This is a genomic window from Microbacterium sp. GW821-FHT01D02 (assembly GCF_059422585.1).
Genome location: NZ_JBWKXB010000003.1, coordinates 135,447 through 158,600, shown reverse-complemented (window position 1 = coordinate 158,600; position 23,154 = coordinate 135,447). Strand labels below are relative to the sequence as shown.

Sequence of the window (23,154 nt, the reverse complement as noted above, 5' to 3'; positions counted from 1 at the left end):
GTCACGGCGGGCGCCGTCACCGCCACCGGGGCAGGTCGAGCTGGGCCAGGGCACGGGAGAAGTCCCGCGGGTCCTCCCTGCGCGCCTGCTGTTCGCGCAGCAGGTCGAGTGCGAGAACACGCCGCTCCGCACGTCGGGCGATGCGCCGCTCGACCATGGCCGTGAGGTGTTCGGCTAGCTGGAGCAGACTCCGCTCGGTCTGCGTCGGGGACACCAGGTGAAGCGTTGCGCTGGTCATGATTCCTCCAGGGCATCTCCCGCCCCGGGCGTCGCGGCCGGAGGCGTCGGAAGGTCGAACAGCTCGGTGCGGAGGGAGACGCGACGCACATCGGGGCCGGTCTGTCCGCGGTAGCGCTCCATGGCGCTCTCCACGATCGTCTCGAGCTCCTCCCGAAGCGACTTCGCCTGCTCCGGGGTGATGTCGAGGTGGGTCGTGATGATGATGCCGCTGTCGCGCCATGCCTCCGGCACCTCGGACTGCGGGCGGTTCATGTACGACATCAGCGTCTCGTGACGGAGGCGGAAGAACTCCGCGTTCACGATCTGCGCAGCCGCGCGGTTCGCCGGCGAGGTCATGTCATCCGGCCCCGGCACGTCGATGCGCCCGCGGGGACGCTCCCACCACCGCTCGCGACCGGTTCCCCGACCGTCGACCTCCTGGATGAGGTCGTGAGCGGCGAGTGCACGCAGGTGATAGCTGGTCGACCCCGAGGTCTCCCCCAGCAGGGCCGCGAGCGAGCTGGCGGTCTGGGGGCCGCGGGACGCCAGCAGATCGAAGATCCGCACACGCAGCGGGTGCGCGAGAGCCTTGAGCGCCCCCGCATCGAGGGTCCGTACCTGCGTCTGATCCGTCATGCATGCAAAGATACCGCTGCAAAGACTTCTTTGCAAGCATTTCTTTGCATTCGCGTCGAGCGGCGGCCGTGCGGCGGCCGATGACGCGCCCGAGCGCCGACGGTTCGGAACGGGGAGCGCGTCGGTGGTTAGGCTCGGAGGATGACCGATGCCACGAATCCGCTGCTGCAGCCGTCGACTCTCCCCTACGGACTCCCCGACTACCGTGCGATCCGGACCGAGCACTACCTCCCGGCGTTCCAGGCGGCGTTCGAGGAGCACCTCGGCGAGATCGCGCGCATCACGATGGTGCGGTCGATGCCGACCTTCGAGAACACCTTCGAGGCGCTGGAGCGCTCGGGAGAGCTGCTCGACCGTGTGGCGCACGCCTTCTACACGGTCAGCTCCGCAGACGCGACGCCCGAGATCCAGGAGATCGACGAGCAGCTCGCTCCGCTGATGGCGGCGCACCAGGACGCGATCACGCTCGACGGCCAGCTGTACTGGCGGGTGAAGCAGGTGCACGAGCAGCTCGACACACTCGAGCTCGAACCGGAGCAGCGCTACCTGGTGGAGCGGCACCACCGCGAGATGACGCACGCCGGAGCCGGTCTCGACGACGACGCCAAGGCACAGCTCACCGCCCTGAACCAGCGACTTTCGACGCTGACCAACACGTTCGAGCGCAACCTCCTGAACGACACGAACGACCTCGCGGTCGTGTTCGACTCCCCCGCCGAGTTGGAGGGCCTGAACCCGGGCGAGCTGTCGGCAGCGGCGCGCGCGGCGACCGAGCGCGGGCTCGACGGCAAGCTCCTCGTGACGCTGCCGCTGTTCACCGGACACCCTGCGCTCGCGCAGCTGCGCGTGCGGGAGTCGCGACGACGCATCATGGCCGCCTCGCTGGCGCGGGCCTCTCGGGGCAACGCGAACGACAACCGGTCCGTCCTGCTCGAGATCGTGCGTCTGCGCGCGGAGCGCGCCGCCCTCCTCGGCTACGACTCGCACGCCGCCTACGTGACCGCCGACGAGACCGCAGGGAACCCCGACGCCGTGGAGCAGATGCTGCGCCGGCTCGCGGCCCCCGCCGCCCGCAACGCCCGCGCCGAGCGGGCCGCGCTCCAGAAGATCGTCGACGAGACCGAGGCGGAGCCGTTCGCGGTCGAGGCCCACGACTGGGCGTACTACACCGAGCGCGTCCGCACCGCCCGATACGACATCGACTCCAGCGCGCTGCGGCCCTGGTTCGAGGCGGAACGGGTCCTGCAGGACGGCGTGTTCTCCGCGGCGACGCGCCTGTACGGCGTCACCTTCTCCGAGCGGGAAGACCTCGTGGCGTACCACCCGGGCGCTCGCGTGTTCGAGGTGCGCAACGCCGACGGATCCCCGGTCGGGCTCTACATCCTGGATCTGTACACCCGCGACTCCAAGCGCGGTGGTGCGTGGATGAACCCCATCGTGAGCCAGTCGCGCCTGCGCGGCACGGCACCCGTCGTCGTCAACAACCTGAACGTGCCGCTCCCCGGCGACGGAGAGCCGACGCTGCTGACGCTCGACGAGGTCACGACCCTGTTCCACGAGTTCGGGCACGCGCTGCACGGGCTGTTCGCCACCGTGACGTACCCGCACTTCGCCGGGACCAACGTCTTCCGGGACTTCGTGGAGTTCCCGAGCCAGGTGAACGAGATGTGGATCCTGTGGCCCGAGGTCCTCGACGACTACGCCCGCCACCACGAGACCGGCGAGCCGCTCGATCCGGCCGTCGTCGAGCGCCTGCGCGCCACGGAGACCTTCGACCAGGGCCATGCGACCAGCGAATACCTGGCCGCCGCGTGGCTCGACCAGGCCTGGCACCGACTCTCCACGGATGCGACGGTCGACGACGTCGCCGCGTTCGAGGCGGCCGCGCTCGCCGACATCGGGCTGGACGACCCGGCCGTCCCCACGCGCTACTCCTCGACGTACTTCGCGCACGTCTTCTCGGGCGGCTACAGCGCCGGCTACTACTCCTACATCTGGAGCGAGGTGCTCGACGCGGACACGGTCGACTGGTTCCGCGAGAACGGCGGACTCACGCGCGAGAACGGCGATCGGTTCCGCGATCGTCTCCTCGGCGTGGGCGGGTCGAAGGATCCCCTGGAGGCCTACCGCGACTTCCGCGGACGCGACGCCGAGATCGAGCCGCTGCTCAAGCGGCGCGGACTCGAATCCTGACGCTCCCCATGGACGATGCGCTGACGGCCATCAGCGAGGCGTTCGATGAGCGGGCCGCCACCTACGACGAGAGCACGATGCATCGGGACCTCGCTGCGGCGGTGGCGGCCTTCATCGAGACGGAGGGCCTCGACGACGTGCTCGACGTCGCCACCGGGACCGGGCTCGTGCTGCGGGCGCTCGCCGAGCGCGCGCCGGACCTGCACCTGATCGGCGCGGACATCTCGCCGGGGATGCTGGCGGTCGCGCAGGCGGAGCTCCCCACCGCGGAGTGGCTCGTGGCCGACGCGAGCAGGGTCCCGCTTCCCGACGGATCCGTCGATCTGATCACCTGTGTGACGGCGCTCCACATCATCCCCGACGTGGAGCGTGCCGCCGCCGAGTGGCACCGACTCCTGCGCGCGGGTAGCCGCCTCGTGACCGCCAGCTTCGTGTCGACCACCTCGACCGCTCACGCCGCGCACCCCCCGTCGCCTGAGCGCCCGTATCCCCGAGACCACGAACCCTACGCGGGCGCCGCGGTGCTGACCGCGACCTTCGCGGCGCTCGGCTTCGTCGTGCGGCGGCACGAGGAGTGGAGCGACGGACACGACACCCTGCTCATCGCGGAACTGGCTCCTGCGGCCTGACCTCGACCGCCGAGCGAAACGCCGAGCGAACCGCCGATGGACGAGACCCGCTCCGCGTGAGAACCTGAGCGCATGAACGCATTCCCCGACGCTCCGTTCGGCCCCGTCGACCGCCTCGACCTCGAGGCCGTGCCCCTCGCGGTCATCCGTCACCAGGGCATCCGCCTCGCCGACATCCAGGACGCCTTCGACGCGGGCTATGCGGCGATCGCTCTGCACTTCGCGGGCGGCGCGCTGGTCCCGACCGGCCCCGCGCTCGCGGTGTACCACGGCGACCCGATGGACGTCTTCGACCTCGAGCTCGGCTTCCCGGTGCAGTCCCCGCCGGAGAACCCGATCCCCACGGCGACCGGCACCGTGATCGTCGCGTCGGCTCTGCCGGCGGGACCGGCTGTCGCGACGACGCTGTTCGGCTCCTACGAGGAGCTCGGCTCCGGCTGGGGCGGACTCGTCGAGCGCGCCGGCGCGGAGGGACTGCGTCCCGGCGGCGTCTGGATCGAGGTGTACGTCTCCGACCCGAGCACGACTCCCGCCGAACTGCGCACCGACCTCCTCATGCCCCTGGCGTGAGGACGGGACCGGCGGCGATCGGCGCGACGCTCACGCGCTCTTGCGCTTGCGCTCCATCACGATGGTGGGCGGTGCGCCCTCGTCGACGGCCGCACGTGTGACGATCACCTTGGCGACGTCTTCGGCGGACGGGATCTCGAACATGATCGGCCCGAGGACGTCTTCCAGGATGGCCCGGAGGCCACGGGCGCCCGTCTTGCGCTCGACGGCGAGGTCGGCGACCGATCGCAGCGCGTCCTCTTCGAACTCCAGCTGCACGCCGTCGATCTCGAACATGCGCTGATACTGCTTCACCAGCGCGTTGCGCGGTCCGGTGAGGATGTCGATGAGTGCGGCCTGGTCGAGCGGCGAGACCGAGGTCACGACGGGCAGACGCCCGATGAACTCGGGGATCAGGCCGAACTTGTGCAGGTCCTCCGGCAGCACCTCGCTGAAGAGATCGAGGTCCTTGCCCTTGTCGTGCAGCGGGGCGCCGAAGCCGATGCCGTGCTTGCCGACGCGTGCCGACACGATGTCCTCCAGGCCGGCGAAGGCCCCGGCCACGATGAACAGCACGTTCGAGGTGTCGATCTGCAGGAACTCCTGGTGCGGGTGCTTGCGTCCGCCCTGCGGCGGCACCGAGGCGACCGTGCCCTCGATGATCTTCAGCAGCGCCTGCTGCACGCCCTCGCCCGACACGTCGCGCGTGATCGACGGGTTCTCGGCCTTGCGGGCGATCTTGTCGACCTCGTCGATGTAGATGATGCCCTGCTCGGCGCGCTTGACGTCGTAGTCCGCGGCCTGGATGAGCTTGAGGAGGATGTTCTCGACGTCTTCTCCGACGTAGCCCGCCTCGGTGAGCGCGGTGGCATCGGCGACGGCGAACGGCACGTTCAGACGCTTGGCGAGCGTCTGCGCGAGATAGGTCTTGCCACAGCCGGTCGGACCGATGAGCAGGATGTTGCTCTTCGCGATCTCGACCTCTTCGGCCCGCTGCTCCGCGGTCTGGAGCGTTCCGTGCGCGCGCACGCGCTTGTAGTGGTTGTAGACGGCGACCGAGAGCGCCCGCTTGGCGGGCTCCTGGCCGACCACGTACTCCTCGAGGAACGAGAAGATCTCCCGCGGCTTGGGCAGCTCGAACTCGGCGACACCGTCGGCGGAGGACTCCGCCATCCGCTCCTCGATGATCTCGTTGCACAGCTCGACGCACTCGTCGCAGATGTACACGCCGGGTCCGGCGATGAGCTGCTGGACCTGCTTCTGACTCTTTCCGCAGAAAGAGCATTTGAACAGGTCAGCGCTTTCACCGATGCGGGCCATGCGCGTCCTCCTATGGGGGATCAGAGATCGTTCTTCGAGCCTAACCGGTGCATGGGACACAGGGCCGCATTGGCGCGGACTGCGTTCGGCACAGCGGCGAGCTCGCGCCCCCGGCGGTCGGATCCGGACTCACTGCGCCGGCAGACAGCCCCCGTCCATGATGTAGCCGCCCGCCTCGACGCTGACCGAGTCGGGACGCACCTCCCCGAACACGCAGCCGCCCTCCGGCGCAGTGGCGGCGAACTCCACGGCCCGCTCATCGCCGCGGACCACGGCGTCCAGGAGGCCGACCTCCCCCAGCGCCGCCTCGACCGCACGGATCGAGATCTCCCCCTCCGTCCGCAGCGTCTCCAGGTGCCCACGCAGGTCGGAAACCGGCTGTGCGGCGGCGGCCGCGGCGTCGTCCGAGAGCTCCATGCGCTCCCGATATCGGTCGTTCTGCGCCATGGCGTGATCGGGGTCGTACGGCGCGCATTCCGGGGGAAGCACGGCCTCGTCGTTCTCGGGACACGCCATGGTCGGGGTGGGCACGGAGGTGGCCGGAGACCCTGCACCGCCGGTGTCGGTCGGCACCACGGCACATCCCCCGAGCATGAACGCCCCGGCGAGCACGAACGCCCCGGCGAGCACGAGCGGAAGGAGCGCGGAGGGATTCCGACGCGGCGTCATCGTCATGCCGCCATGAAACCACAGCGTCGCTCGCGCAACGGCAGTTCGAGAGTAAAGGCCCCGCAGCGCGATGCGCGGCAGGGCCTCTCTCGTTCCGACGGTCGTCAGACCATGCTCTTGGTGTGCCAGACGGTCTTCACCTCGGTGAAGGCGCCGATCCGCTCCGGCGAGGCGACGACCTCGCCCGGCGTGAGCACGCGCGTGAGCGTCTCCGCGGCGGCGATCTGCATGTCGACCCACTCGAGGTCGCCTGCGCCGGCCAGGTCGAGCGCGTTGACGTCCTGATGCGAGGCGAGCCATGGGGCGATCTCCGCCGGGGAACCGGTGAGCACGTTGACGACGCCGCCGGGGACATCGCTCGTGGCCAGGACCTCGGCGAGGCTGATCGCCGACAGCGGGTGCCGCTCGCTCGCGACGACGACCACCGTGTTCCCCGCGACCAGGGCGGGAGCGACGACCGAGACCAGGCCGAGCAGCGCCGAGTCCTGCGGCGCGACGATCGCCACGACACCGGTCGGCTCGGGCACGGAGATGTTGAAGTACGGGCCCGACACCGGGTTCGCGTTGCCCGCGACCTGCGCGTACTTGTCGCACCATCCGGCGTACCAGACCCAGAGGTCGATGGCCTCGTCCACCTGCGCGGCCGCCGCGGAGGACGACACGCCCTCCTGGGCCGAGATCTCGTCGATGAACTGGGCACGGCGACCCTCGAGCACCTCGGCGACACGGTAGAGCACCTGACCGCGGTTGTAGGCGGTCGCACCGGACCAGCCCTTGACGGCGGCGCGCGCGGCCACCACGGCGTCACGGGCGTCCTTGCGGGAGCCCTTCGCGGCGTTCGCGAGGAAGGCGCCCTTGGCGGTGAGCACCTCGTACGTCCGGCCGGACTCGCTCCGCGGGAAAGCCCCGCCGATCGCCAGCTTGTACGTCTTGGGGACGGTCAGTCGCTTGCTCATGATGCGGCTCCCTGGAGGTAGGCGGTGAGCCCCTGGCGGCCGCCCTCGCGGCCGAATCCGGACTCCTTGTAGCCGCCGAACGGGCTCGACGGGTCGAAGCGGTTGAAGGTGTTGGCCCAGATCACTCCGGCGCGCAGGCGATCGGCCACGGCGAGGATGCGCGATCCCTTGTCCGACCAGATGCCGGCCGACAGACCGTAGGGCGTGTTGTTCGCCTTCGCGATCGCCTCGGCGGGCGTGCGGAAGGTGAGCACCGAGAGCACCGGGCCGAAGACCTCGTCCCGCGCGATGCGGTGCGACGCCTCGACGCCGGTGAAGATCGTCGGAGCGAACCAGAAGCCCTGCTCCGGGATCGCGCAGTCGGCGGTCCAGCGCTCGGCGCCCTCGGCCTCGCCGATGTCGCTGAGCTCGCGGATGCGGGCGAGCTGTGCGGCGGAGTTGATCGCACCGATGTCGGTGTTCTTGTCGAGCGGGTCACCGAGACGCAGGGTCGACAGACGCGTCTTGAGCCGGTCGACGACCTCGTCGTGGATCGACTCCTGCACCAGCAGACGGCTTCCGGCACAGCAGACGTGACCCTGGTTGAAGAAGATCCCGTTCACGATGCCTTCGACCGCCTGGTCGATGGGGGCGTCGTCGAACACGATGTTCGCGGCCTTGCCGCCCAGCTCCAGCGTCAGCTTCTTCTTCGTGCCGGCGACGGCGCGGGCGATGTCGCGGCCCACCCCGGTCGAACCGGTGAAGGCCACCTTGTCGACGTCCGGGTGACGGACGAGCGTCGACCCGGTCGCACCGGCTCCGGTCACGATGTTCACGACACCGGCCGGAAGGTCGGCCTGCTGCAGGATCTCCGCGAAGATGAGCGCCGTCAGCGGGGTGGTCTCGGCGGGCTTGAGCACGACGGTGTTGCCGGCGGCGAGAGCGGGCGCGATCTTCCACGCGAGCATCAGCAGCGGGAAGTTCCACGGGATGATCTGTCCCGCGACGCCGAGCGCGCGGGGGTTGGCGCCGAGCCCGGCGTGATCGAGCTTGTCGGCCCAGCCGGCGTAGTAGAAGAACCAGGAGGCGACGAGTGGCACGTCGACGTCGCGGCTCTCCTTGATCGGCTTGCCGTTGTCGAGGCTCTCGGCGACGGCGAGCTCACGAGCCCGCTCCTGCACGAGACGGGCGATGCGGAAGAGGTACTTCCCGCGGTCGCGGCCGCTCATCCTCGACCAGGTCTTCTCGTAGGCGCGACGCGCGGCGGCGACCGCACGGTCGATATCCTCATCGCTGGCCGAGGCGATCTCGGCGATGTGCTTCTCGGTGGCCGGCGAGATCGTGGTGAACGGGGTGCCGGAGCCGTCGACGAACTCGCCGTCGATGAACAGGCCGTAGCTGTCCTTGAGGTTCAGGATCGCGGTGGACTCCGGTGCGGGAGCGTATTCCAGAAATGACATGTTCGTCTTCCCGTCAGTCGATCGTGACGTAGTCGGGGCCCGAGTAGTGGCCGGAGCTGAGCTTCTGACGCTGCAGGAGCACGTCGTTGAGAAGGCTGGAGGCGCCGAAGCGGAAGAGGTGCGGCTGCAGCCATTCCTCGCCCACGGTCTCGGCGACCGTGACCAGGTACTTCACCGCGTCCTTCGAGGAGCGGATGCCACCGGCCGGCTTCACGCCGATGCGCTCGCCGGTGCCGCGGTGCCAGTCGCGCACGGTCTCCAGCATGAGCAGCGTCGTCGGAAGCGTCGCGGCGGGCTGCACCTTTCCGGTCGAGGTCTTGATGAAGTCCCCTCCGGCCAGGATGCCGAGCCACGAGGCGCGCTTGATGTTGTCGTAAGTGTTCAGCTCTCCCGTCTCCAGGATCACCTTGAGCGAGGCGTACGAGCCGTCCTCACGACGGCAGGCCTCCTTGACCTGGGCGATCTGGTCGTAGACGAGGCCGTAGCGGCCGGAGAGGAACGCCCCGCGGTCGATGACCATGTCGATCTCGTCCGCACCGGCGGCGACCGCCTCGGCGGTGTCGGCGAGCTTGATCGCGAGCGACGCGCGTCCGCTGGGGAACGCCGTGGCCACGGCGGCGACGGAGATCAGCCCGTCGTCAGGGTCGCCGTGCAGGCCGCCGAGGGCCGTGACGGCGTCGCCGACCATGTCGCCGTAGACGCAGACCGCGGCGACCCGAGGGGTCGAGGGATCGGCGGCGTCGGGGTTCTTCGCCTTGGCGACGAGCGAGCGCACCTTGCCGGGGGTGTCCGCACCCTCGAGCGTCGTGAGGTCGATCAGCTTGATGATCGTGTCGAGTGCCCATGCCTTCGACGTGGTCTTGATCGAACGGGTTCCGAGCCCGGCAGCGCGCTGCTCCAGGCCGACCGCGTCCACGCCGGGGAGTCCGTGCAGGAAGCGACGGAGCGTGGCGTCGTCCGGCTCTCCGCCGAGGACATCCACCGCCGTCCTGCGGCTCAGTTCTTTGGTCGTCACTGTTCCTCCAACAATGCTCGTGCTGTGGTCTCATCGGTCACCAGAACGCCGCACAGGCCGCTGGTCACGACAGTGCGCGCGATGTCGTGCTTGGCGGGTCCCGCCGTGACGAAGATCGCGCGGGTGGCTCCGCGCAGCCGGTCGAGCGAGACGCCGACCGTGCGGGCGTCGAGCTGCGAATCGACGATGTTGCCCTCGGCGTCGACGTAGCGGCCGAGCACGTCGCCGACGGCACCCCGCCGCGCCAGCTCCTCGACCTCCTCCGCCGTGAGGTAGCCGTTCTCGACATGCGCGGAAGACGCGTCGCAGGGCCCGGCGGTGAACAGGAACGCCTGCGCCTCCGCGGCCTCTTCCAGGACGGCCGCCACGGTGCGGTCCGACTCGATGGCCTGCTTGGTCTCGACGCGTTCGAGGATCGCGGGGCTCGGCAGCAGCGAGACCTGACCGGAGGCGCGCTGAGCGATCGTCACGGCGAGTCCCGCAGCGCCGCCGGAGCGACGGTTCAGGCTGACTCCCCCGTTGAGCTGCACGACCGTCACGCCGTTCGCCCATCCGTCCGGGAGCGCCTCGGCGACCGCGCGCAGCGTGCGCCCCCAGCTGACGCCGAGTGTCCGAGGGACCGGGCGCATCGCGGTCAGGAAGTCGGCGGCGGCCTGCGCCACGCGTTCGAGGGTGCCGTCATCGCCTTCGGGAGCCGGCACCACGACGGCATCGGTCAGTCCGAACCGATCGACGAGCAGCCGCTCGAGGCCGAGCCGGCGCGCACGCGGGTGCACGATCTCGATGCGCACGATGCCGCGTTCGCGGGCCTGGGTGAGCAGGCGCCCGACCTTCCAGCGGGAGATCTTGAGGAGTCCGCCGATCTCGTCCTGGGTCTTGTCCTCGTCGTAGTACAGCTCGGCGACACGGACCATGAGCAGATCTTCTTCCACGGCAGCCTCCTTCCTCGTCCATGGTAGGACGAATACAGCGTTCGCGCGTCAGATTGCTCATATGAGCATACGCCGATCGGGGCGCTGCACATCCGCCGGAGACGACGAAAGGACGCCCGTCGTGATGACGGACGTCCTTCCGGGATCGATCGGGTCAGACGCGCTTGCGCGTGGTGAGCACCTGGTCGACGATGCCGTACTCCAGCGCCTGCGCCGCGGAGAGGATGTTGTCGCGATCGATGTCGCGGTTCACCTGCTCCGGGGTGCGCTTGGTGTGACCGGCCAGGGTCTCCTCGAGCCAGGTGCGCATGCGGAGGATCTCCGCCGCCTGGATCTCGATGTCGGATGCCTGACCGTGCCCCGCCTCGCCCATGGCGGGCTGGTGGATGAGCACTCGGGCGTTCGGGAGCGCGAGGCGCTTGCCCGGCGCACCGGCCGCGAGCAGCACGGCTGCGGCGGAGGCCGCCTGACCGAGCACCACGGTCTGGATCTGCGGCGCGACGTACTGCATCGTGTCGTAGATCGCCGTCATCGCGGTGAACGAGCCACCGGGCGAGTTGATGTACATCGTGATGTCGCGCTCGGAGTCCTGGCTCTCCAGGACGAGGAGCTGCGCCATCACGTCGTCGGCCGACGCGTCGTCGACCTGCACACCGAGGAAGATCACGCGGTCTTCGAACAGCTTGTTGTACGGGTCCTGACGCTTGAAGCCGTAGGCCGTGCGCTCCTCGAACTGCGGGAGCACGTAACGGCTGGAGGGCAGGTCACCGGCAGCGCGGAAGGTGGGTGTGTACATGAGCGTCCTTTCGCTTTCCGTTACTCGGTGTCCTGGTCGGTTCCGCCGCCGCCGATGACGTCGGAGGCCGATTCGCGGATGTGGTCGACGAAGCCGTACTCGAGGGCTTCCTCGGCGGTGAACCAGCGGTCGCGGTCACCGTCGGCGTTGATCTGCTCGACCGACTTGCCGGTCTGTGCCGCGGTGATCTCGGCGAGGCGGTTCTTCATCGACATGATGAGCTGCGCCTGGGTCTGGATGTCGCTCGACGTTCCGCCGAAGCCACCGTGCGGCTGGTGCAGCAGCACGCGGGCGTTGGGCGTGATGTAGCGCTTGCCCTTGGTGCCGGCGGTCAGCAGCAGCTGTCCCATCGAGGCGGCCATGCCGATGCCGACCGTGACGATGTCGTTCGGCACGAACTGCATCGTGTCGTAGATCGCCATGCCGGCGGTGATGGAGCCACCGGGCGAATTCACGTAGAGGTAGATGTCTCGCTCGGAGTCCTCTGCGGCGAGAAGAAGGATCTTCGCGCAGATCTCGTTCGCGTTCTCGTCGCGCACCTCCGAACCAAGCCAGATGATGCGGTCCTTCAGCAACCTGTCGAAGACGCTCGTTGCGAGGAGGGGTTCTGCAGCCATGTCAGCTCCTGATTCCGTGTTTCAGTGATTCGAATCTACCGGCGACAACGCAGCGCCCAGGCCGTGTTCGCCGTCGGCATATCAGGTGTCGGCGTCCGCGATCTCGAGTGCGTACGCCGTCATCGACCGGTGGTAGCGCGGGAGGTGCGGCACGAGCGCCAGCAGCGCCACGGAGAGACCCTGCGCGGGCCGCCCCGCGCTCGCGAGGATGAGCGCGTGGACCGTGGCGACCGCGTCCCGATACGGACCGTCTGCCGAGAGCTCCTCCTCGGCGCGGATCACGGCGAGGGCCTCGTCGTACTCCCCGAGGTTCCGCAGCGAGCTCGCCATCTGGATCACGCACTGCGGGCGATGCTCCTCATCGAGTCCCAGCGCCAGTGCCCGTCGATAGAGCTCCACGGCCTCCGCCGGACGGCCGGCGGAGTCGCGGGCACCCGCACGCTCGAATTCCGCGCGGGCGTCGTCCGGTCCGCGCTCTGCGGCGAGGGCGTCGATACGCGCGATCGTGTCGTCTCCGACCTCTTCGCCGGTCGCGTCGTCCCACACCTCGTCGATGCGCTCATCCCACGTCTTCATCGTCACCCCTCCCCTGGATGGAAAAGAGGGCGGATGCTTCCGCATCCGCCCTCTTCACTGGATCGTGTCCGATCACTCGGCCTTGTCGGCCGCCTTCTTGGCCGGAGCCTTCTTGGCGGCGGGCTTCTTGGCAGCCGGCTTCTCGGCGGCCGGCTTCTCGGCGTCGTCAGCCTCGTCGGCCTTCTTGGCAGGAGCCTTCTTGGCAGCAGGCTTCTTGGCGGGAGCCTTCTTGGCCGGCTTCTCCTCGGCCTCGGCCTCGGCGGACTCGGCCTCGTCGTCGGTGACGATGAAGTCGGACAGGTCGACGGCCTTGCCGTTGCTGTCGACGACCTTCACCTTGCCGAGCGCGATCGCGAGGGCCTTGTTGCGGGCGACCTCGCCGACGAGCGCGGGGAGCTGGTTCGAGGACTGCAGCGCCTCGACGAACTCCTGCGGAGCCATGCCGTACTGAGCAGCGGACTGGATGAGGTACTGGCTGAGCTCCTCCTGCGAGACCTGCACGTCGGCCTGCTCGGCGATCGTGTCGAGCAGCACCTGCGTGCGGAACTGCTTCTCGCTCGCCTCGGTGACCTCGGCGCGGTGCACGTCGTCCTCGAGACGGCCCTCGCCCTCGAGGTGGTTGTGCACCTCGTCCTCGATGAGCTGCGGCGGGACGGGGATCTCGATCTGCTCGAGCAGCGTCTCGACGAGCTTGTCGCGCGCGGCGGAGCCCTGCGTGAAGACGCCCTGCTGCGCGACGCGCTCGGCCAGGCTCTCGCGGAGCTCGGCGATCGTGTCGAACTCGCTCGCGATCTGCGCGAAGTCGTCGTCGGCCTCGGGCAGCTCGCGCTCCTTGACGGCCTTGACGGTCACGGAGACCTCGGCCTCGGAACCGGCGTGGTCGCCGCCGACGAGTGCGGAGCGGAACGTGGTGTCCTCACCCGCGGTGAGCGACTCGATCGCGTCGTCGATGCCCTCGAGCAGCTCGCCGGAGCCGATCTCGTAGGAGACGCCCTCCGCGCGGTCGATCTCGGCACCGTCGATCGTGGCGACGAGGTCGAGCTCGACGAAGTCGCCCTTGGCGGCCGGACGGTCGACCGGGACCAGCGTGCCGAAGCGGGCGCGCATGTTGTCGAGCTCGGCGTCGAGCGCCGCCTCATCGGCCTCGACGGCGTCGACGGTCACGGTGATGCCGTCGTAGGAGGGCAGCTCGATGTCGGGGCGGACGTCCACCTCGATGTCGACGAGCAGGTCGCCCGAGAAGTCCTTCTCGTTCGGCCACTGGGTGATGTCGGCGGCCGGACGGCCGACGACGCGCAGCTTGTGCTCGACGGTCGCGTCGCGGAAGAACTTGTCCAGGCCCTCGTTGACCGCGTGCTCGATGACCGCTCCGCGGCCGATGCGCTGATCGATGATGGGAGCCGGGACCTTGCCCTTGCGGAAGCCGGGGATCTGCACGTCCTGAGCGATGTGCTCGTACGCGTGAGCGATGCTGGGCTTGAGGTCTTCCGGGGTGACCGTGATGCTGAGCTTGACCCGGGTCGGGGTCAGCTTCTCGACGGTGCTGTTCGCCATGCTGGTGTGTTCTCCTCGTGATTTCCGCGCGGTATCGCGGCTGTAAGGTCCGTGGGGGCCGTGTCGGGGCGACAGGAGTTGAACCTGCGACCTCCCGCTCCCAAAGCGGGCGCTCTACCAAGCTGAGCTACGCCCCGGGGAATCCGCACGCAGATTCAGCCCCACCGAGTCTAACGGACGAGAGCACGCCCGACTGTCCGGTATGATCGATCACGCCGGAGTTCCCACTCCGACCGGAACCGAGGTCTCCTCGGAATCCGGGGCTGTAGCTTAGTGGTAAAGCCTTAGTCTTCCAAACTAATGATGCGGGTTCGATTCCCGTCAGCCCCTCCGATCACGAAGGCCCTCACCGAAACGGTGGGGGCCTTCTGCGTGCCCACGGAGCGCTTCTCCCCTACGCTGACAGCACGGACGCAGCTCTCCGACCGGAAGGCCCCTTCGAATGAGTACGACGTGACCGCCCCTCCCCCGCCGGGCACCGACGTGCATCCCCCCACACTTCCGGCCAGCGGACACGAGCTGCCGGCGCGTTTCTCGAACGGCCCCCTCGCCCCTGCGAGACAGCGGCGACGGATGCCCCGGGGGCTCCTTATCGGGCTGGGAGGCGGCGCCGCGGTGGTCGCAGCACTCTGCGTCACGCAACTCTTCGCGAACCTCGGATACGACAGCGCGGCATCGCACTACACGGCATCCGCACACGCGGCGGATGAAGCGCACTCGGCGGCCCGCGCAGCCACGGCGTACCTGCAGACCACCACCGACGCCGGCACCCGGATCCTCACGGGAGAGAACCGGCCGATCGCGGTCGCGGCCGACGTCGAGGCCGCTCTCGCCGCCGCCACAGAGGAGGGCACCGCCGCGATCACGGAGGCGGACGAGATCCTCGCAGTCGGCATCCCCGCCGTCGGAACGAAGCCCGGGTGGTTCTGGGAACTGTTCGGTGCCACCGCGGAACTCGATCAGCGCCGCGACGACGTGGACGACCTCGCGGAACAGCTGTCGGCCACATCCGCAGACGTCACCTCCGCACGAGAGGCGATCACCGAGAGCGGCGCGCGGGTCATCACTGCCGCGGGCGACGCGGCCCCCGCCTTCGAGGCGGCGCATCTCTCCGCGCGCAACGAAGCCGTGGTGGCGTTGCGCGCGGCCGCAGCGGAGGCGATCGCGGCGACGACCGTGGACGACGGCTCCGCCGCGGTGTACGTCGCCCTGCAGGAGGCCGCCGCGCAGGTGGTCGCGACCGAGTCCGAGGAGATGGCGGAGAAGGCCGGGCCGCTGCGGAGTGCCCGACTCGAGATCGAGGCCTTCGCCCGCTCCCTCGCGCCGGGGGTGCTCCTCGACTTCGACTGGGCCCCGGTGGTGAACGGCGCCGGCTACGACGGCAGCATGGGCGGATACACCACCTGGTGGTGGGACGATCCGGGCAGGGCGACCATCGAGCTCTCGAACTCCGTCGCGGAGCAGTGGCCGGCCGAGCGGAGCAAGGCCCTCGTCGCTCACGAGGTGGGCCATGCCATCAGCGTCAAGTGCCAGGACATGTACGACTCCTCGACGCAGGACAGCATCGAGAAGTGGGCGACGGCGTGGGCCATCAGCATGGGATACACCGATGACGCCAACGGCGTCTGGGCCTACGGCTATCCCCCGCAGAACTACATCGACGCGGCCGCCGGCTGTCGCTGAGCCCCCGCCCGGAGACGGAAGAAGCCGCCGCGATCACTCGCGGCGGCTTCTTCGATGTCAGACCGAGGTCACTGCCCCCGGCGCTCGCGCAGCTGCGTGAGCGCGTCGTCCAGAAGCTGCACGGCTTCCTCGTCGGTACGACGCTCCTTCACGTAGGCGAGGTGCGTCTTGTACGGCTCCGCCTTCGCGAGCGCAGGAGGGTTCTCCTTGTCGCGACCGGCCGGAAGACCCGACTGCGGGTGGTCGATCGTCTCCGGGATCTCCTCTTCGGGAAGACCGGCGGCGAAGTATCGGACGGTCTCGTTGCCGAGGCCGTCCCAGTACGACACCGCGATGCGGTCGGCGTGATAGCCGTGGTCCTGCTCGCCCATGGGGCCGGAGCCCACGCGGGTGCCGCGGATCGCGTTTCCACCGGTAGCCATCAGATGACCTCGAATTTCGTGATGAGGCCCAGCGCGACGATGGAGATGAACCACGTCAGAGCCAGGACGACGGTGAAGCGGTTCAGGTTCCGCTCCGCGAGCCCGGAAGAGCCGACCGCGGAGGTCATGCCGCCGCCGAACATGTCGGACAGACCGCCACCGCGACCTTTGTGCAGGAGGATGAGGAGGGTCAGCAGAACGCTGGTGATGCCCAGCACGACCTGCAGGACGAACTCGAGAATTGCCACGAGAAAGAGCCTTTCGCTGGGGCCGGAGCGCCCCCGTAACGGTCAAGTATACGGTGCAGCGGGGCCGGAGCCCCGCTGCACTCACACGCCGACGTGCTTCTCGAAGCGGATGATCGCGGCGAACTCGTCCACGACGAGGCTCGCCCCGCCGACCAGAGCGCCGTCGACATCGGGCTCGCGCATGAAGCTGGCGATGTTGCCGGACTTCACCGAGCCGCCGTAGAGGATGCGCGTGCGCGCGGCCGCCTCGTCGCCGAGGACCTTCGCGATGACCGCCCGCAGCGCCGCGCAGACGTCCTGCGCCTGCTGCGGCGTCGCCGCCTGGCCGGAGCCGATGGCCCACACGGGCTCGTACGCCACGACGATGTCGGCCTTCGGCGAGACGCCCTGGAGCGCCGCCTCGAGCTGACCGGAGGGAACGGCGCTGGCGCCGAACTTCTCCAGGTCCTCCGCGGTCTCGCCGACGCAGATCACCGGGACGAGCCCGTGCTTCAGCGAGGCCTTGACCTTCGCCGCCACGACGTCGTCGCCCTCGGCGTGGTACTCACGACGCTCCGAGTGGCCGATGATGACGTACTTCGCGTCGAGCTTCGCGAGGAACGCTCCCGAGACCTCACCCGTGTACGCGCCCGAATCGTGCGCCGAGACATCCTGCGCACCGAGCGCGAACGGGATCTTGTCCGCGTCGATGAGCGTCTGCACGCTGCGGATGTCGGTGAACGGCGGGAAGACCGCCACCTCGACCGAGCCGTCCTCGTGCTTCGCGTCCTTCAACGTCCAGTGCAGCTTCTGCACGAACGCGACCGCCTGCAGGTGGTCGAGATTCATCTTCCAGTTTCCCGCGATCAGCGGGGTACGGGAGTTCACGCCCATCCGAGGACCTCCAGCCCAGGTAGTTTCTTGCCCTCGAGGAATTCGAGGCTCGCGCCGCCGCCGGTCGAGATGTGACCGAACTGGTCGTCGGAGAAGCCCAGCTGACGCACGGCGGCGGCGGAGTCGCCACCACCCACGACGCTGAGTCCGTCGACCTCGGTGAGCGACTGCGCCACGGTCTTGGTCCCCGCCGCGAACGCCGGGAACTCGAACACGCCCATGGGGCCGTTCCAGAACACGGTCTTCGAGTCGCGGATGACCTCGGCGAAGGTCGCCGCCGTCTCCGGCCCGATGTCGAGACCGATGCCGGAGGCTCCGAACGCGGTGGCCTCGATCGCATCGGCAGCGGCCACCTCATGGGCGGCATCCGCCGAGAACGATGCGGCGACGACCACGTCGGTGGGGAGCACGAGCTCCACGCCGCGCTCTGCCGCCTCCGCGATGTAGCCGCGGACGGTCTCGAGCTGGTCCTCCTCCAGCAGGCTCGAGGCCACGGCGTGGCCCTGCGCCTTGAGGAAGGTGAAGAGCATGCCGCCGCCGACGAGGATCTTGTCGACCCGCGGCAGCAGGTGCGAGATCACGCCGAGCTTGTCGCTGACCTTCGAGCCTCCGAGGACGACCGCGTACGGGCGCTCGGGGTTCTCGGTCAGACGGTCGAGCACGTCGAGCTCGGCCGCGATCAGCAGACCCGCGGCCGACGGGAGCAGCTCCGCGAGCTCGTAGACGCTCGCCTGCTTGCGGTGCACGACGCCGAAGCCGTCGGAGACGAGCACATCGCCGAGGTTCGCGAGCTCGGCGGCGAACGCCGCACGCTCCCCCGGGTCCTTCGAGGTCTCGCCCGGGTTGAAGCGCAGGTTCTCGATGACGACGACCCCGCCGTCCTCGAGCGACGCCACAGCGTCCTGCGCCGACTCGCCGACCGTGTCGCGCGCGAACGCGACAGGGGCACCAAGCAGCTCGGACAGGCGCTGAGCCACCGGCTCCAGGCTGTACTGCGGGTCGGGCGCGCCTTCCGGCCGCCCGAGGTGAGAGCACACCACGACGCGGGCGCCCGCGTTGATCAGTGCGTTGAGGGTCGGCAACGAGGCGCGGACACGGCCATCGTCCGTGATGATCCCGTCCCGGAGGGGGACATTGAGATCACAACGGACGATGACGCGCTTGCCCTCGAGCGACCCCAGAGTGTCCAGGGTGCGCAGAGTCATGTTCCTGAGCTTAGAGGCGCTCGGCCACGTACTCGGTCAGGTCGACGAGACGGTTGGAGTAGCCCCACTCGTTGTCGTACCAGCTGGAGACCTTGATCAGGTTGCCGCTGACGTTGGTCAGCGTCGAGTCGAAGATCGAGGAGTGCGGGTTGTGCACGATGTCGCTGGAGACGATCGGGTCCTCGTTGTACTGGAGGTATCCCGCCAGACGGCCGTCGGCTGCAGCCTTCTTGTACGCCTCGTTGACCTCGTCGACCGTCAGGTTCTCGCGGTCGGTGATGAGGGTCAGGTCGACGATCGAGCCGGTGGGGACCGGGACGCGGTAGGACGAGCCGCTGAGCTTGCCCTGGAGCTCCGGGAGCACCTCGCCGATGGCCTTGGCGGCACCGGTCGAGGCCGGGGTGATGTTGATCGCCGCGGCACGCGCACGACGGAGGTCGCTGTGCGGGCCGTCCTGCAGGTTCTGGTCCGCGGTGTAGGCGTGAGCGGTCATCATGAAGCCGCGGTCGATGCCGAACGCGTCGTTGAAGACCTGTGCCAGCGGCGCGAGGCAGTTGGTGGTGCACGAGGCGTTGGAGATGATGTGGTCCGTCTCCGGGTTGTACGTGTCCTCGTTCACGCCCATGACGAACGTGCCGTCGACGCCGGTGCCCGGTGCCGAGATGAGGACCTTCTTCGCGCCGGCCTCGATGTGCTTCTTGGCGAGCTCGGCCTTGGTGAAGAAGCCGGTCGACTCGATGACGATGTCGACACCCAGCTCACCCCACGGGAGGTTGGCGGGGTCGCGCTCCGCGAAAGCCTTGATCGCCTTGCCGTTGACGGTGATGCTGTCGTCGTCGTAGCTGATCTCGGCGTCGAGGACGCCGCCGACCGAGTCGTACTTCAGCAGGTGCGCCAGGGTCTTGTTGTCGGTGAGGTCGTTGACCGCGACGATCTCAAGGTCCGCTCCCTGCGCGAGAGCCGCGCGGAAGTAGTTGCGTCCGATGCGGCCGAAGCCGTTGATACCGATCTTGACAGACACTCAGGTCTCCCTGTTTCTCGTGCGCCGCACGCAGCTTTCCAGCATGAGTGAAGCGCGGGGTTTTTTGGCTGAGAGGGCGTCCCGACGAGCCGTGGCCCGTCGGGACGCGACCCGATTACGACAGTACCAGCAGGCCGTTCGTCTGCTTGCGGGCGACCTCGAGGCGCTGGGCGACGTTCTCCCAGTTCGCGATGTTCCACGCGGCCTTGACGTAGTCGGCCTTGACGTTGAGGTAGTCGAGGTAGAACGCGTGCTCCCACATGTCCAGCTGGAAGAGCGGGATCGTGCCCTGTGCGGTGTTCGACTGCTGGTCGAACAGCTGCTGGATGATCAGGCGCGAGCCGATCGAGTCCCAGCTGAGGACGGCCCAGCCGGAGCCCTGGATGCCGGTCGCCGCGGCGGTGAAGTGCGCCTGGAACTTCTCGAACGAGCCGAAGTACTCGTCGATCGCGGCCTTCAGCTCGCCCTCCGGCTGGCCTCCGCCGTTCGGCGACAGGTTCGTCCAGAAGATCGAGTGGTTGACGTGGCCGCCCAGGTTGAAGGCGAGGTCCTTCTCGAGCTTGTTGACGTTCGCGAGGTTTCCGCTCTCGCGGGCCTCGGCGAGCTGCTCGAGCGCCGTGTTCGCGCCCGCGACGTAGGTCGCGTGGTGCTTGTCGTGGTGCAGCTCCATGATCTTGCCGCTGATGTGCGGCTCGAGGGCTGCGAAGTCGTAGGGAAGGTCGGGGAGCGTGTAGGTCGCCATATCGCTTTCATCCAATCCGCGCCGCGCCGCGGCGCTTGCCGATCCTCCGCGCCGCCGATGTGCGGCGTAGAGCGGACGTTCTTCATCCTACTGACGACAACGCGGGTACGGCCCGGAACCTTCCGCCGTATGACGCATCGGGGCATCCGGTTCGGATCAGGCGTTCAGCCCCATGTGCGGGATTCCGAGAGCGAACGGACTGAGCGCGAGCCTGCGACGTTCGATGTACATCAGGGAGTCCTGTCGGAGTGCCGTCGGATTCGGTGCCCCCGTGGCCACGATCTGCTCCAGGAAGGCATCCGCCGCGGTCGACGCGTTCGGGGCGGTGGCGGGGAACGAGATCCGCTCTGCGAGCGCCTTTCCGCCCACCGGCATCACATGGATGTTTCCCGCTCCCGCCTTGAACGCGATGGTCAGCGAGGTCTTGCGACGCGCCGCCCAGCGTTCGGCCCTGACGAGGGCTTCATGGGCCGGATCGGCGTACCAGACGTGCAGCTGCGCCTCGGAACGACCGTCTCCCAGCGCGGCCGTCGCCTCGCACAGCGTGACGAGCGTGCGGGTCAGGACGGGAGCCAGAGCCTCGAAATCGTCGACGAACCGCTCCCCCGGCAGATAGCTGCCGTCGGGGAGCAGGGCGATGTCATCCGCGCGCCACCGGTAGGGAAGAGCCGAGTCGGGCAGCGACTCGAAGTCGCGATACTCCTCGTCGACGGCTGCATCTGTGTGCGCGACGAGGATCTGCGCGCCGCCGCTGATCGAGGGGCGGACGGAGACCTGCCGCGCACCGTCGTACCAGCGGACGAAGGGCCCCTCGAGGATCGTGGGAGCGACGCCGAGCACCGTGATCGCATCGCGGATCGTCTCCGCGAACGGCGTCTCGACCGTCGCCTCACCGAATTCCGCATCGCGCCAGCCGAAGACACTCATGCAGGAATCTCTCAGACGTCGAGCCCGACGGGAACGGCGGCCTCGGTGCCCGGGATGCCATCCTGCTGCGCGCGCTTGTCTGCCATCGCCAGGAGGCGGCGGATCCGTCCGGCGACCGCATCCTTCGTCAGCGGCGGGTCGGCGTGGTGGCCGAGCTCGTCGAGGCTGGCGTCGCGGTGGGCGAGGCGGAGCTCACCGGCGACCTTCAGGTGGTCGGGCACCTCGTCGGCCAGGATCTCGAGCGCACGCTCGACACGCGCGCAGGCGGCGACGGCGGCCTGCGCGGAGCGGCGGAGGTTCGCGTCATCGAAGTTCACCAGGCGGTTGACGCCGGCGCGGACCTCTCGGCGCTGACGGAGCTCCTCCCACGCGATGGCGGTCTTCTGCGCGCCCATCTCGTTGAGGATCGTGCGGATCGCCTCGCCCTCGCGGACGACGACGCGCGGCATCCCGCGCACCTCGCGTGCCTTGGCTGCGACGCCGAGCCGGTGTGCGGCACCGACGAGAGCCATCGCGGCCTCCGACGACGGGCAGACGACCTCGAGCATGGCGGAACGGCCGGGCTCGCTCAGGGTGCCCGCGGCGAGGAACGCGCCGCGCCAGAGTCCGGCGACCTCCGCACGGGAACCCGTGGTGAGGCGGTTCGGCAGCCCGCGCACAGGTCGGCGGCGCTGGTCCAGCAGTCCGGTCTGACGCGCCAGGGTCTCCCCCTGGGCGATCACCCGGACGGCCCAGCGGGCGCCGTCGTTCGCGGTGCTCGACTGGACCTGTGCGATCTCGGGTCGCACGCCGTAGATCTCGGCGAGGTCCCGCGCGACGCGGCGCGCGAGAGTCTCGGCGTCCACCTCGGCCTCCACGGCCACGCGACCGGCGATCGAATGCAGACCGCCGGCGAACCGGAGGATCGCGGTCACTTCCGCGACTCGCACCGTCGGGGGTGCATTGCGGATGCTGACCAGCTCGGCCTTGACGTCGGTGGTTAGTGCCACGACACTCCTTCACGTTCACGCGCCGGATCGCGACGCAAACGTCCAGCTTACTCGGCCGGGCGGCTCGCTATTCTCGGCCGAGGTCCCGGTGACGGACGTTCACGGCGACACCGGGGACGGCGGCGAGCCGGCGCGCCAGCTCCTCCGACATCGCCACCGAGCGGTGCTTTCCGCCCGTGCAGCCGATCGCGATCGTCGAGTGACTCTTGTTCTCGCGCTGATACCCCTCGAGCACGGGCACGAGCGCCGCGGAGTACGCGTCGAGGAACTCCATCGCCCCCTCGCGGGAGAGCACGTACTCCCGGACCGTCTCGTCCTGACCGGTCAGACCACGCAGCTCCTCGTTCCAGAACGGGTTCGGCAGGAACCGCATGTCGGCGACGATGTCGACGTCGGTCGGCAGGCCGTACTTGAACCCGAAGCTGAGCAACGTGACCCGGTGCCGGGCCTCCCCCTCCTCGGAGAAGATGTCCGACACCTGCGTCGCGAGCTGGTGGATGTTGAGCGTCGAGGTGTCGATCACGAGGTCGGCGGCCTCGCGGATCGGGGCGAGTCTGGTCCGCTCGATCCTGATGCCGTCGAGGAGCGTGCCGTCGCCCTGCAGCGGGTGCGGGCGGCGCACGGATTCGAAACGACGCACCAGGACGTCATCCGAGGCATCGAGGAACAGCACACGGACCGAACCGCGCGAGCGCAGCGCACGCGCCACCCCCGGGAAGTCGTCGAACAGATTGCGACCACGGACATCGACCACGGCGGCGACCTTGGGCAGCGCCTTGCCGCCCATGTCGGTCAGTTCCAGCAGCGGTCGGAGGATCTGGGGCGGCAGGTTGTCGACGACGTACCAGCCGAGATCCTCCAGTGCGTTCGCCACAGTGGTCCGGCCCGCGCCGGACATGCCCGTGACGATGAGGAATTCGCCCTTTTCCTCGTCAGCCATTGCT

General features: G+C 68.9%; 25 protein-coding genes and 2 tRNA genes. 5 read left to right on the top strand and 22 right to left on the bottom strand.

The genetic code is table 11. The features are described from left to right. Positions 1 to 16: 16 nt before the first annotated feature. Both AC07VM_RS14255 and AC07VM_RS14250 read right to left on the bottom strand, forming a co-directional pair. On the bottom strand, positions 17 to 214 hold the full coding sequence (locus AC07VM_RS14255; protein WP_494911865.1) for a hypothetical protein: 198 nt from the start codon (positions 212 to 214) through the stop codon (positions 17 to 19). 20 nt (positions 215 to 234) lie between these two features. Continuing rightward, on the bottom strand, positions 235 to 855 hold the full coding sequence (locus AC07VM_RS14250) for an ArsR/SmtB family transcription factor (protein ID WP_494911863.1): 621 nt from the start codon (positions 853 to 855) through the stop codon (positions 235 to 237). Between the two features lie 141 nt (positions 856 to 996). Between AC07VM_RS14250 and AC07VM_RS14245 the strand changes: the two genes are divergently transcribed. The 3 genes from AC07VM_RS14245 (at position 997) to AC07VM_RS14235 (ending at position 4,247) form a co-directional block, all read left to right on the top strand. Then, positions 997 to 3,048 (top strand): M3 family metallopeptidase, encoded by a 2,052-nt coding sequence (locus tag AC07VM_RS14245; protein ID WP_494911862.1) that lies wholly within the window; start codon positions 997 to 999, stop codon positions 3,046 to 3,048. Positions 3,049 to 3,056: 8 nt separating this feature from the next. Next, a complete protein-coding gene (locus AC07VM_RS14240) occupies positions 3,057 to 3,677 on the top strand; it encodes a class I SAM-dependent methyltransferase (RefSeq protein WP_494911861.1) in 621 nt (206 codons plus the stop codon). Positions 3,678 to 3,749: 72 nt separating this feature from the next. Further along, positions 3,750 to 4,247: a GyrI-like domain-containing protein gene (locus tag AC07VM_RS14235; protein WP_267415007.1), complete on the top strand. Its 498-nt coding sequence runs from the start codon at positions 3,750 to 3,752 to the stop codon at positions 4,245 to 4,247. 30 nt (positions 4,248 to 4,277) lie between these two features. On the opposite strand, the gene clpX is transcribed toward AC07VM_RS14235, so the two are convergent. From clpX to AC07VM_RS14180, 11 genes are all read right to left on the bottom strand, one after another. Continuing rightward, positions 4,278 to 5,546 (bottom strand): ATP-dependent Clp protease ATP-binding subunit ClpX, encoded by a 1,269-nt coding sequence (gene clpX, locus AC07VM_RS14230; RefSeq protein WP_494911860.1) that lies wholly within the window; start codon positions 5,544 to 5,546, stop codon positions 4,278 to 4,280. A gap of 129 nt (positions 5,547 to 5,675) precedes the next feature. Then, positions 5,676 to 6,221, bottom strand: a complete 546-nt coding sequence (locus tag AC07VM_RS14225; RefSeq protein ID WP_494911858.1) for a hypothetical protein — start codon at positions 6,219 to 6,221, stop codon at positions 5,676 to 5,678. Between the two features lie 98 nt (positions 6,222 to 6,319). After that, the gene (locus tag AC07VM_RS14220) at positions 6,320 to 7,171 is read right to left on the bottom strand and encodes an aldehyde dehydrogenase family protein (protein ID WP_494911857.1); all 852 of its coding nucleotides are present in this window, start codon (positions 7,169 to 7,171) and stop codon (positions 6,320 to 6,322) included. Continuing rightward, complete coding sequence (locus AC07VM_RS14215; protein WP_494911855.1) at positions 7,168 to 8,610, bottom strand: aldehyde dehydrogenase family protein; 1,443 nt, start codon at positions 8,608 to 8,610, stop codon at positions 7,168 to 7,170. Before AC07VM_RS14215 ends, AC07VM_RS14220 begins: the two co-directional genes overlap by 4 nt. Before the next feature lie 13 nt (positions 8,611 to 8,623). Beyond that, positions 8,624 to 9,625 carry a deoxyribose-phosphate aldolase gene (deoC, locus tag AC07VM_RS14210; RefSeq protein WP_494911853.1) on the bottom strand — a complete coding sequence of 334 codons (1,002 nt, stop codon included), beginning with the start codon at positions 9,623 to 9,625 and terminating at the stop codon, positions 8,624 to 8,626. Further along, positions 9,622 to 10,557, bottom strand: a complete 936-nt coding sequence (locus AC07VM_RS14205; RefSeq protein ID WP_267415013.1) for a sugar-binding transcriptional regulator — start codon at positions 10,555 to 10,557, stop codon at positions 9,622 to 9,624. The genes deoC and AC07VM_RS14205 overlap by 4 nt, the downstream gene beginning before the upstream one ends. 154 nt (positions 10,558 to 10,711) lie before the next feature. Then, positions 10,712 to 11,353 (bottom strand): ATP-dependent Clp protease proteolytic subunit, encoded by a 642-nt coding sequence (locus AC07VM_RS14200; RefSeq protein ID WP_029261627.1) that lies wholly within the window; start codon positions 11,351 to 11,353, stop codon positions 10,712 to 10,714. 20 nt (positions 11,354 to 11,373) lie between these two features. Continuing rightward, positions 11,374 to 11,970 carry an ATP-dependent Clp protease proteolytic subunit gene (locus AC07VM_RS14195; protein WP_017830295.1) on the bottom strand — a complete coding sequence of 199 codons (597 nt, stop codon included), beginning with the start codon at positions 11,968 to 11,970 and terminating at the stop codon, positions 11,374 to 11,376. A gap of 81 nt (positions 11,971 to 12,051) precedes the next feature. Continuing rightward, positions 12,052 to 12,546, bottom strand: coding sequence for a tetratricopeptide repeat protein (locus tag AC07VM_RS14190; RefSeq protein ID WP_267415014.1), 495 nt, complete (start codon positions 12,544 to 12,546; stop codon positions 12,052 to 12,054). Between the two features lie 72 nt (positions 12,547 to 12,618). Continuing rightward, positions 12,619 to 14,100 carry a trigger factor gene (gene tig, locus AC07VM_RS14185; RefSeq protein WP_494911851.1) on the bottom strand — a complete coding sequence of 494 codons (1,482 nt, stop codon included), beginning with the start codon at positions 14,098 to 14,100 and terminating at the stop codon, positions 12,619 to 12,621. A gap of 63 nt (positions 14,101 to 14,163) precedes the next feature. Then, positions 14,164 to 14,237, bottom strand: a tRNA-Pro gene (locus AC07VM_RS14180). Positions 14,238 to 14,359: 122 nt separating this feature from the next. Here AC07VM_RS14180 and AC07VM_RS14175 point away from each other — a divergent pair. Together AC07VM_RS14175 and AC07VM_RS14170 are read left to right on the top strand one after the other, a co-directional pair. Next, positions 14,360 to 14,430 (top strand) — tRNA-Gly (locus tag AC07VM_RS14175). Positions 14,431 to 14,715: 285 nt separating this feature from the next. Continuing rightward, entirely contained in the window at positions 14,716 to 15,783 is a 1,068-nt protein-coding gene (locus tag AC07VM_RS14170) for a hypothetical protein (protein ID WP_494911850.1), read from the top strand. A gap of 68 nt (positions 15,784 to 15,851) precedes the next feature. Here AC07VM_RS14170 and AC07VM_RS14165 read toward each other — a convergent pair whose 3' ends face one another. The 9 genes from AC07VM_RS14165 to rapZ all read right to left on the bottom strand — a co-directional run bounded on the left by AC07VM_RS14165 (position 15,852) and on the right by rapZ (position 23,150). Further along, on the bottom strand, positions 15,852 to 16,205 hold the full coding sequence (locus tag AC07VM_RS14165) for an RNA polymerase-binding protein RbpA (protein ID WP_017830291.1): 354 nt from the start codon (positions 16,203 to 16,205) through the stop codon (positions 15,852 to 15,854). Then, entirely contained in the window at positions 16,205 to 16,453 is a 249-nt protein-coding gene (secG, locus tag AC07VM_RS14160) for a preprotein translocase subunit SecG (RefSeq protein ID WP_047524024.1), read from the bottom strand. The genes AC07VM_RS14165 and secG overlap by 1 nt, the downstream gene beginning before the upstream one ends. An 81-nt stretch (positions 16,454 to 16,534) precedes the next feature. Continuing rightward, positions 16,535 to 17,326, bottom strand: a complete 792-nt coding sequence (tpiA, locus tag AC07VM_RS14155) for a triose-phosphate isomerase (protein ID WP_267415018.1) — start codon at positions 17,324 to 17,326, stop codon at positions 16,535 to 16,537. Then, positions 17,317 to 18,531, bottom strand: a complete 1,215-nt coding sequence (locus tag AC07VM_RS14150) for a phosphoglycerate kinase (RefSeq protein WP_494911848.1) — start codon at positions 18,529 to 18,531, stop codon at positions 17,317 to 17,319. The genes tpiA and AC07VM_RS14150 overlap by 10 nt, the downstream gene beginning before the upstream one ends. Positions 18,532 to 18,541: 10 nt before the next feature. Then, positions 18,542 to 19,552, bottom strand: coding sequence for a type I glyceraldehyde-3-phosphate dehydrogenase (gap, locus tag AC07VM_RS14145; RefSeq protein WP_494911847.1), 1,011 nt, complete (start codon positions 19,550 to 19,552; stop codon positions 18,542 to 18,544). 115 nt (positions 19,553 to 19,667) lie between these two features. Then, positions 19,668 to 20,294, bottom strand: a complete 627-nt coding sequence (locus AC07VM_RS14140) for a superoxide dismutase (protein ID WP_017202787.1) — start codon at positions 20,292 to 20,294, stop codon at positions 19,668 to 19,670. Positions 20,295 to 20,450: 156 nt separating this feature from the next. Continuing rightward, the gene (locus AC07VM_RS14135; protein WP_494911846.1) at positions 20,451 to 21,221 is read right to left on the bottom strand and encodes a hypothetical protein; all 771 of its coding nucleotides are present in this window, start codon (positions 21,219 to 21,221) and stop codon (positions 20,451 to 20,453) included. 11 nt (positions 21,222 to 21,232) lie between these two features. Continuing rightward, positions 21,233 to 22,210, bottom strand: coding sequence for a DNA-binding protein WhiA (gene whiA, locus AC07VM_RS14130; protein ID WP_267415022.1), 978 nt, complete (start codon positions 22,208 to 22,210; stop codon positions 21,233 to 21,235). 67 nt (positions 22,211 to 22,277) lie between these two features. Beyond that, the gene (gene rapZ / locus AC07VM_RS14125; protein ID WP_494911844.1) at positions 22,278 to 23,150 is read right to left on the bottom strand and encodes an RNase adapter RapZ; all 873 of its coding nucleotides are present in this window, start codon (positions 23,148 to 23,150) and stop codon (positions 22,278 to 22,280) included. Between the last annotated feature and the right edge of the window lie 4 nt (positions 23,151 to 23,154).

What these genes read in the sequence shown, in the direction of transcription:
- AC07VM_RS14250 (WP_494911863.1), bottom strand. Translation starts at nt 855, where the DNA reads ATGACGGATCAGACGCAGGTACGGACCCTCGATGCGGGGGCGCTCAAG.
- AC07VM_RS14245 (WP_494911862.1), top strand. Translation starts at nt 997, where the DNA reads ATGACCGATGCCACGAATCCGCTGCTGCAGCCGTCGACTCTCCCCTAC.
- AC07VM_RS14240 (WP_494911861.1), top strand. Translation starts at nt 3,057, where the DNA reads ATGGACGATGCGCTGACGGCCATCAGCGAGGCGTTCGATGAGCGGGCC.
- AC07VM_RS14235 (WP_267415007.1), top strand. Translation starts at nt 3,750, where the DNA reads ATGAACGCATTCCCCGACGCTCCGTTCGGCCCCGTCGACCGCCTCGAC.
- clpX (WP_494911860.1), bottom strand. Translation starts at nt 5,546, where the DNA reads ATGGCCCGCATCGGTGAAAGCGCTGACCTGTTCAAATGCTCTTTCTGC.
- AC07VM_RS14225 (WP_494911858.1), bottom strand. Translation starts at nt 6,221, where the DNA reads ATGACGATGACGCCGCGTCGGAATCCCTCCGCGCTCCTTCCGCTCGTG.
- AC07VM_RS14220 (WP_494911857.1), bottom strand. Translation starts at nt 7,171, where the DNA reads ATGAGCAAGCGACTGACCGTCCCCAAGACGTACAAGCTGGCGATCGGC.
- AC07VM_RS14215 (WP_494911855.1), bottom strand. Translation starts at nt 8,610, where the DNA reads ATGTCATTTCTGGAATACGCTCCCGCACCGGAGTCCACCGCGATCCTG.
- AC07VM_RS14200 (WP_029261627.1), bottom strand. Translation starts at nt 11,353, where the DNA reads ATGTACACACCCACCTTCCGCGCTGCCGGTGACCTGCCCTCCAGCCGT.
- AC07VM_RS14195 (WP_017830295.1), bottom strand. Translation starts at nt 11,970, where the DNA reads ATGGCTGCAGAACCCCTCCTCGCAACGAGCGTCTTCGACAGGTTGCTG.
- AC07VM_RS14190 (WP_267415014.1), bottom strand. Translation starts at nt 12,546, where the DNA reads ATGAAGACGTGGGATGAGCGCATCGACGAGGTGTGGGACGACGCGACC.
- tig (WP_494911851.1), bottom strand. Translation starts at nt 14,100, where the DNA reads ATGGCGAACAGCACCGTCGAGAAGCTGACCCCGACCCGGGTCAAGCTC.
- AC07VM_RS14165 (WP_017830291.1), bottom strand. Translation starts at nt 16,205, where the DNA reads ATGGCTACCGGTGGAAACGCGATCCGCGGCACCCGCGTGGGCTCCGGC.
- tpiA (WP_267415018.1), bottom strand. Translation starts at nt 17,326, where the DNA reads ATGGGCGTGAACTCCCGTACCCCGCTGATCGCGGGAAACTGGAAGATG.
- AC07VM_RS14150 (WP_494911848.1), bottom strand. Translation starts at nt 18,531, where the DNA reads ATGACTCTGCGCACCCTGGACACTCTGGGGTCGCTCGAGGGCAAGCGC.
- AC07VM_RS14140 (WP_017202787.1), bottom strand. Translation starts at nt 20,294, where the DNA reads ATGGCGACCTACACGCTCCCCGACCTTCCCTACGACTTCGCAGCCCTC.
- AC07VM_RS14135 (WP_494911846.1), bottom strand. Translation starts at nt 21,221, where the DNA reads ATGAGTGTCTTCGGCTGGCGCGATGCGGAATTCGGTGAGGCGACGGTC.
- rapZ (WP_494911844.1), bottom strand. Translation starts at nt 23,150, where the DNA reads ATGGCTGACGAGGAAAAGGGCGAATTCCTCATCGTCACGGGCATGTCC.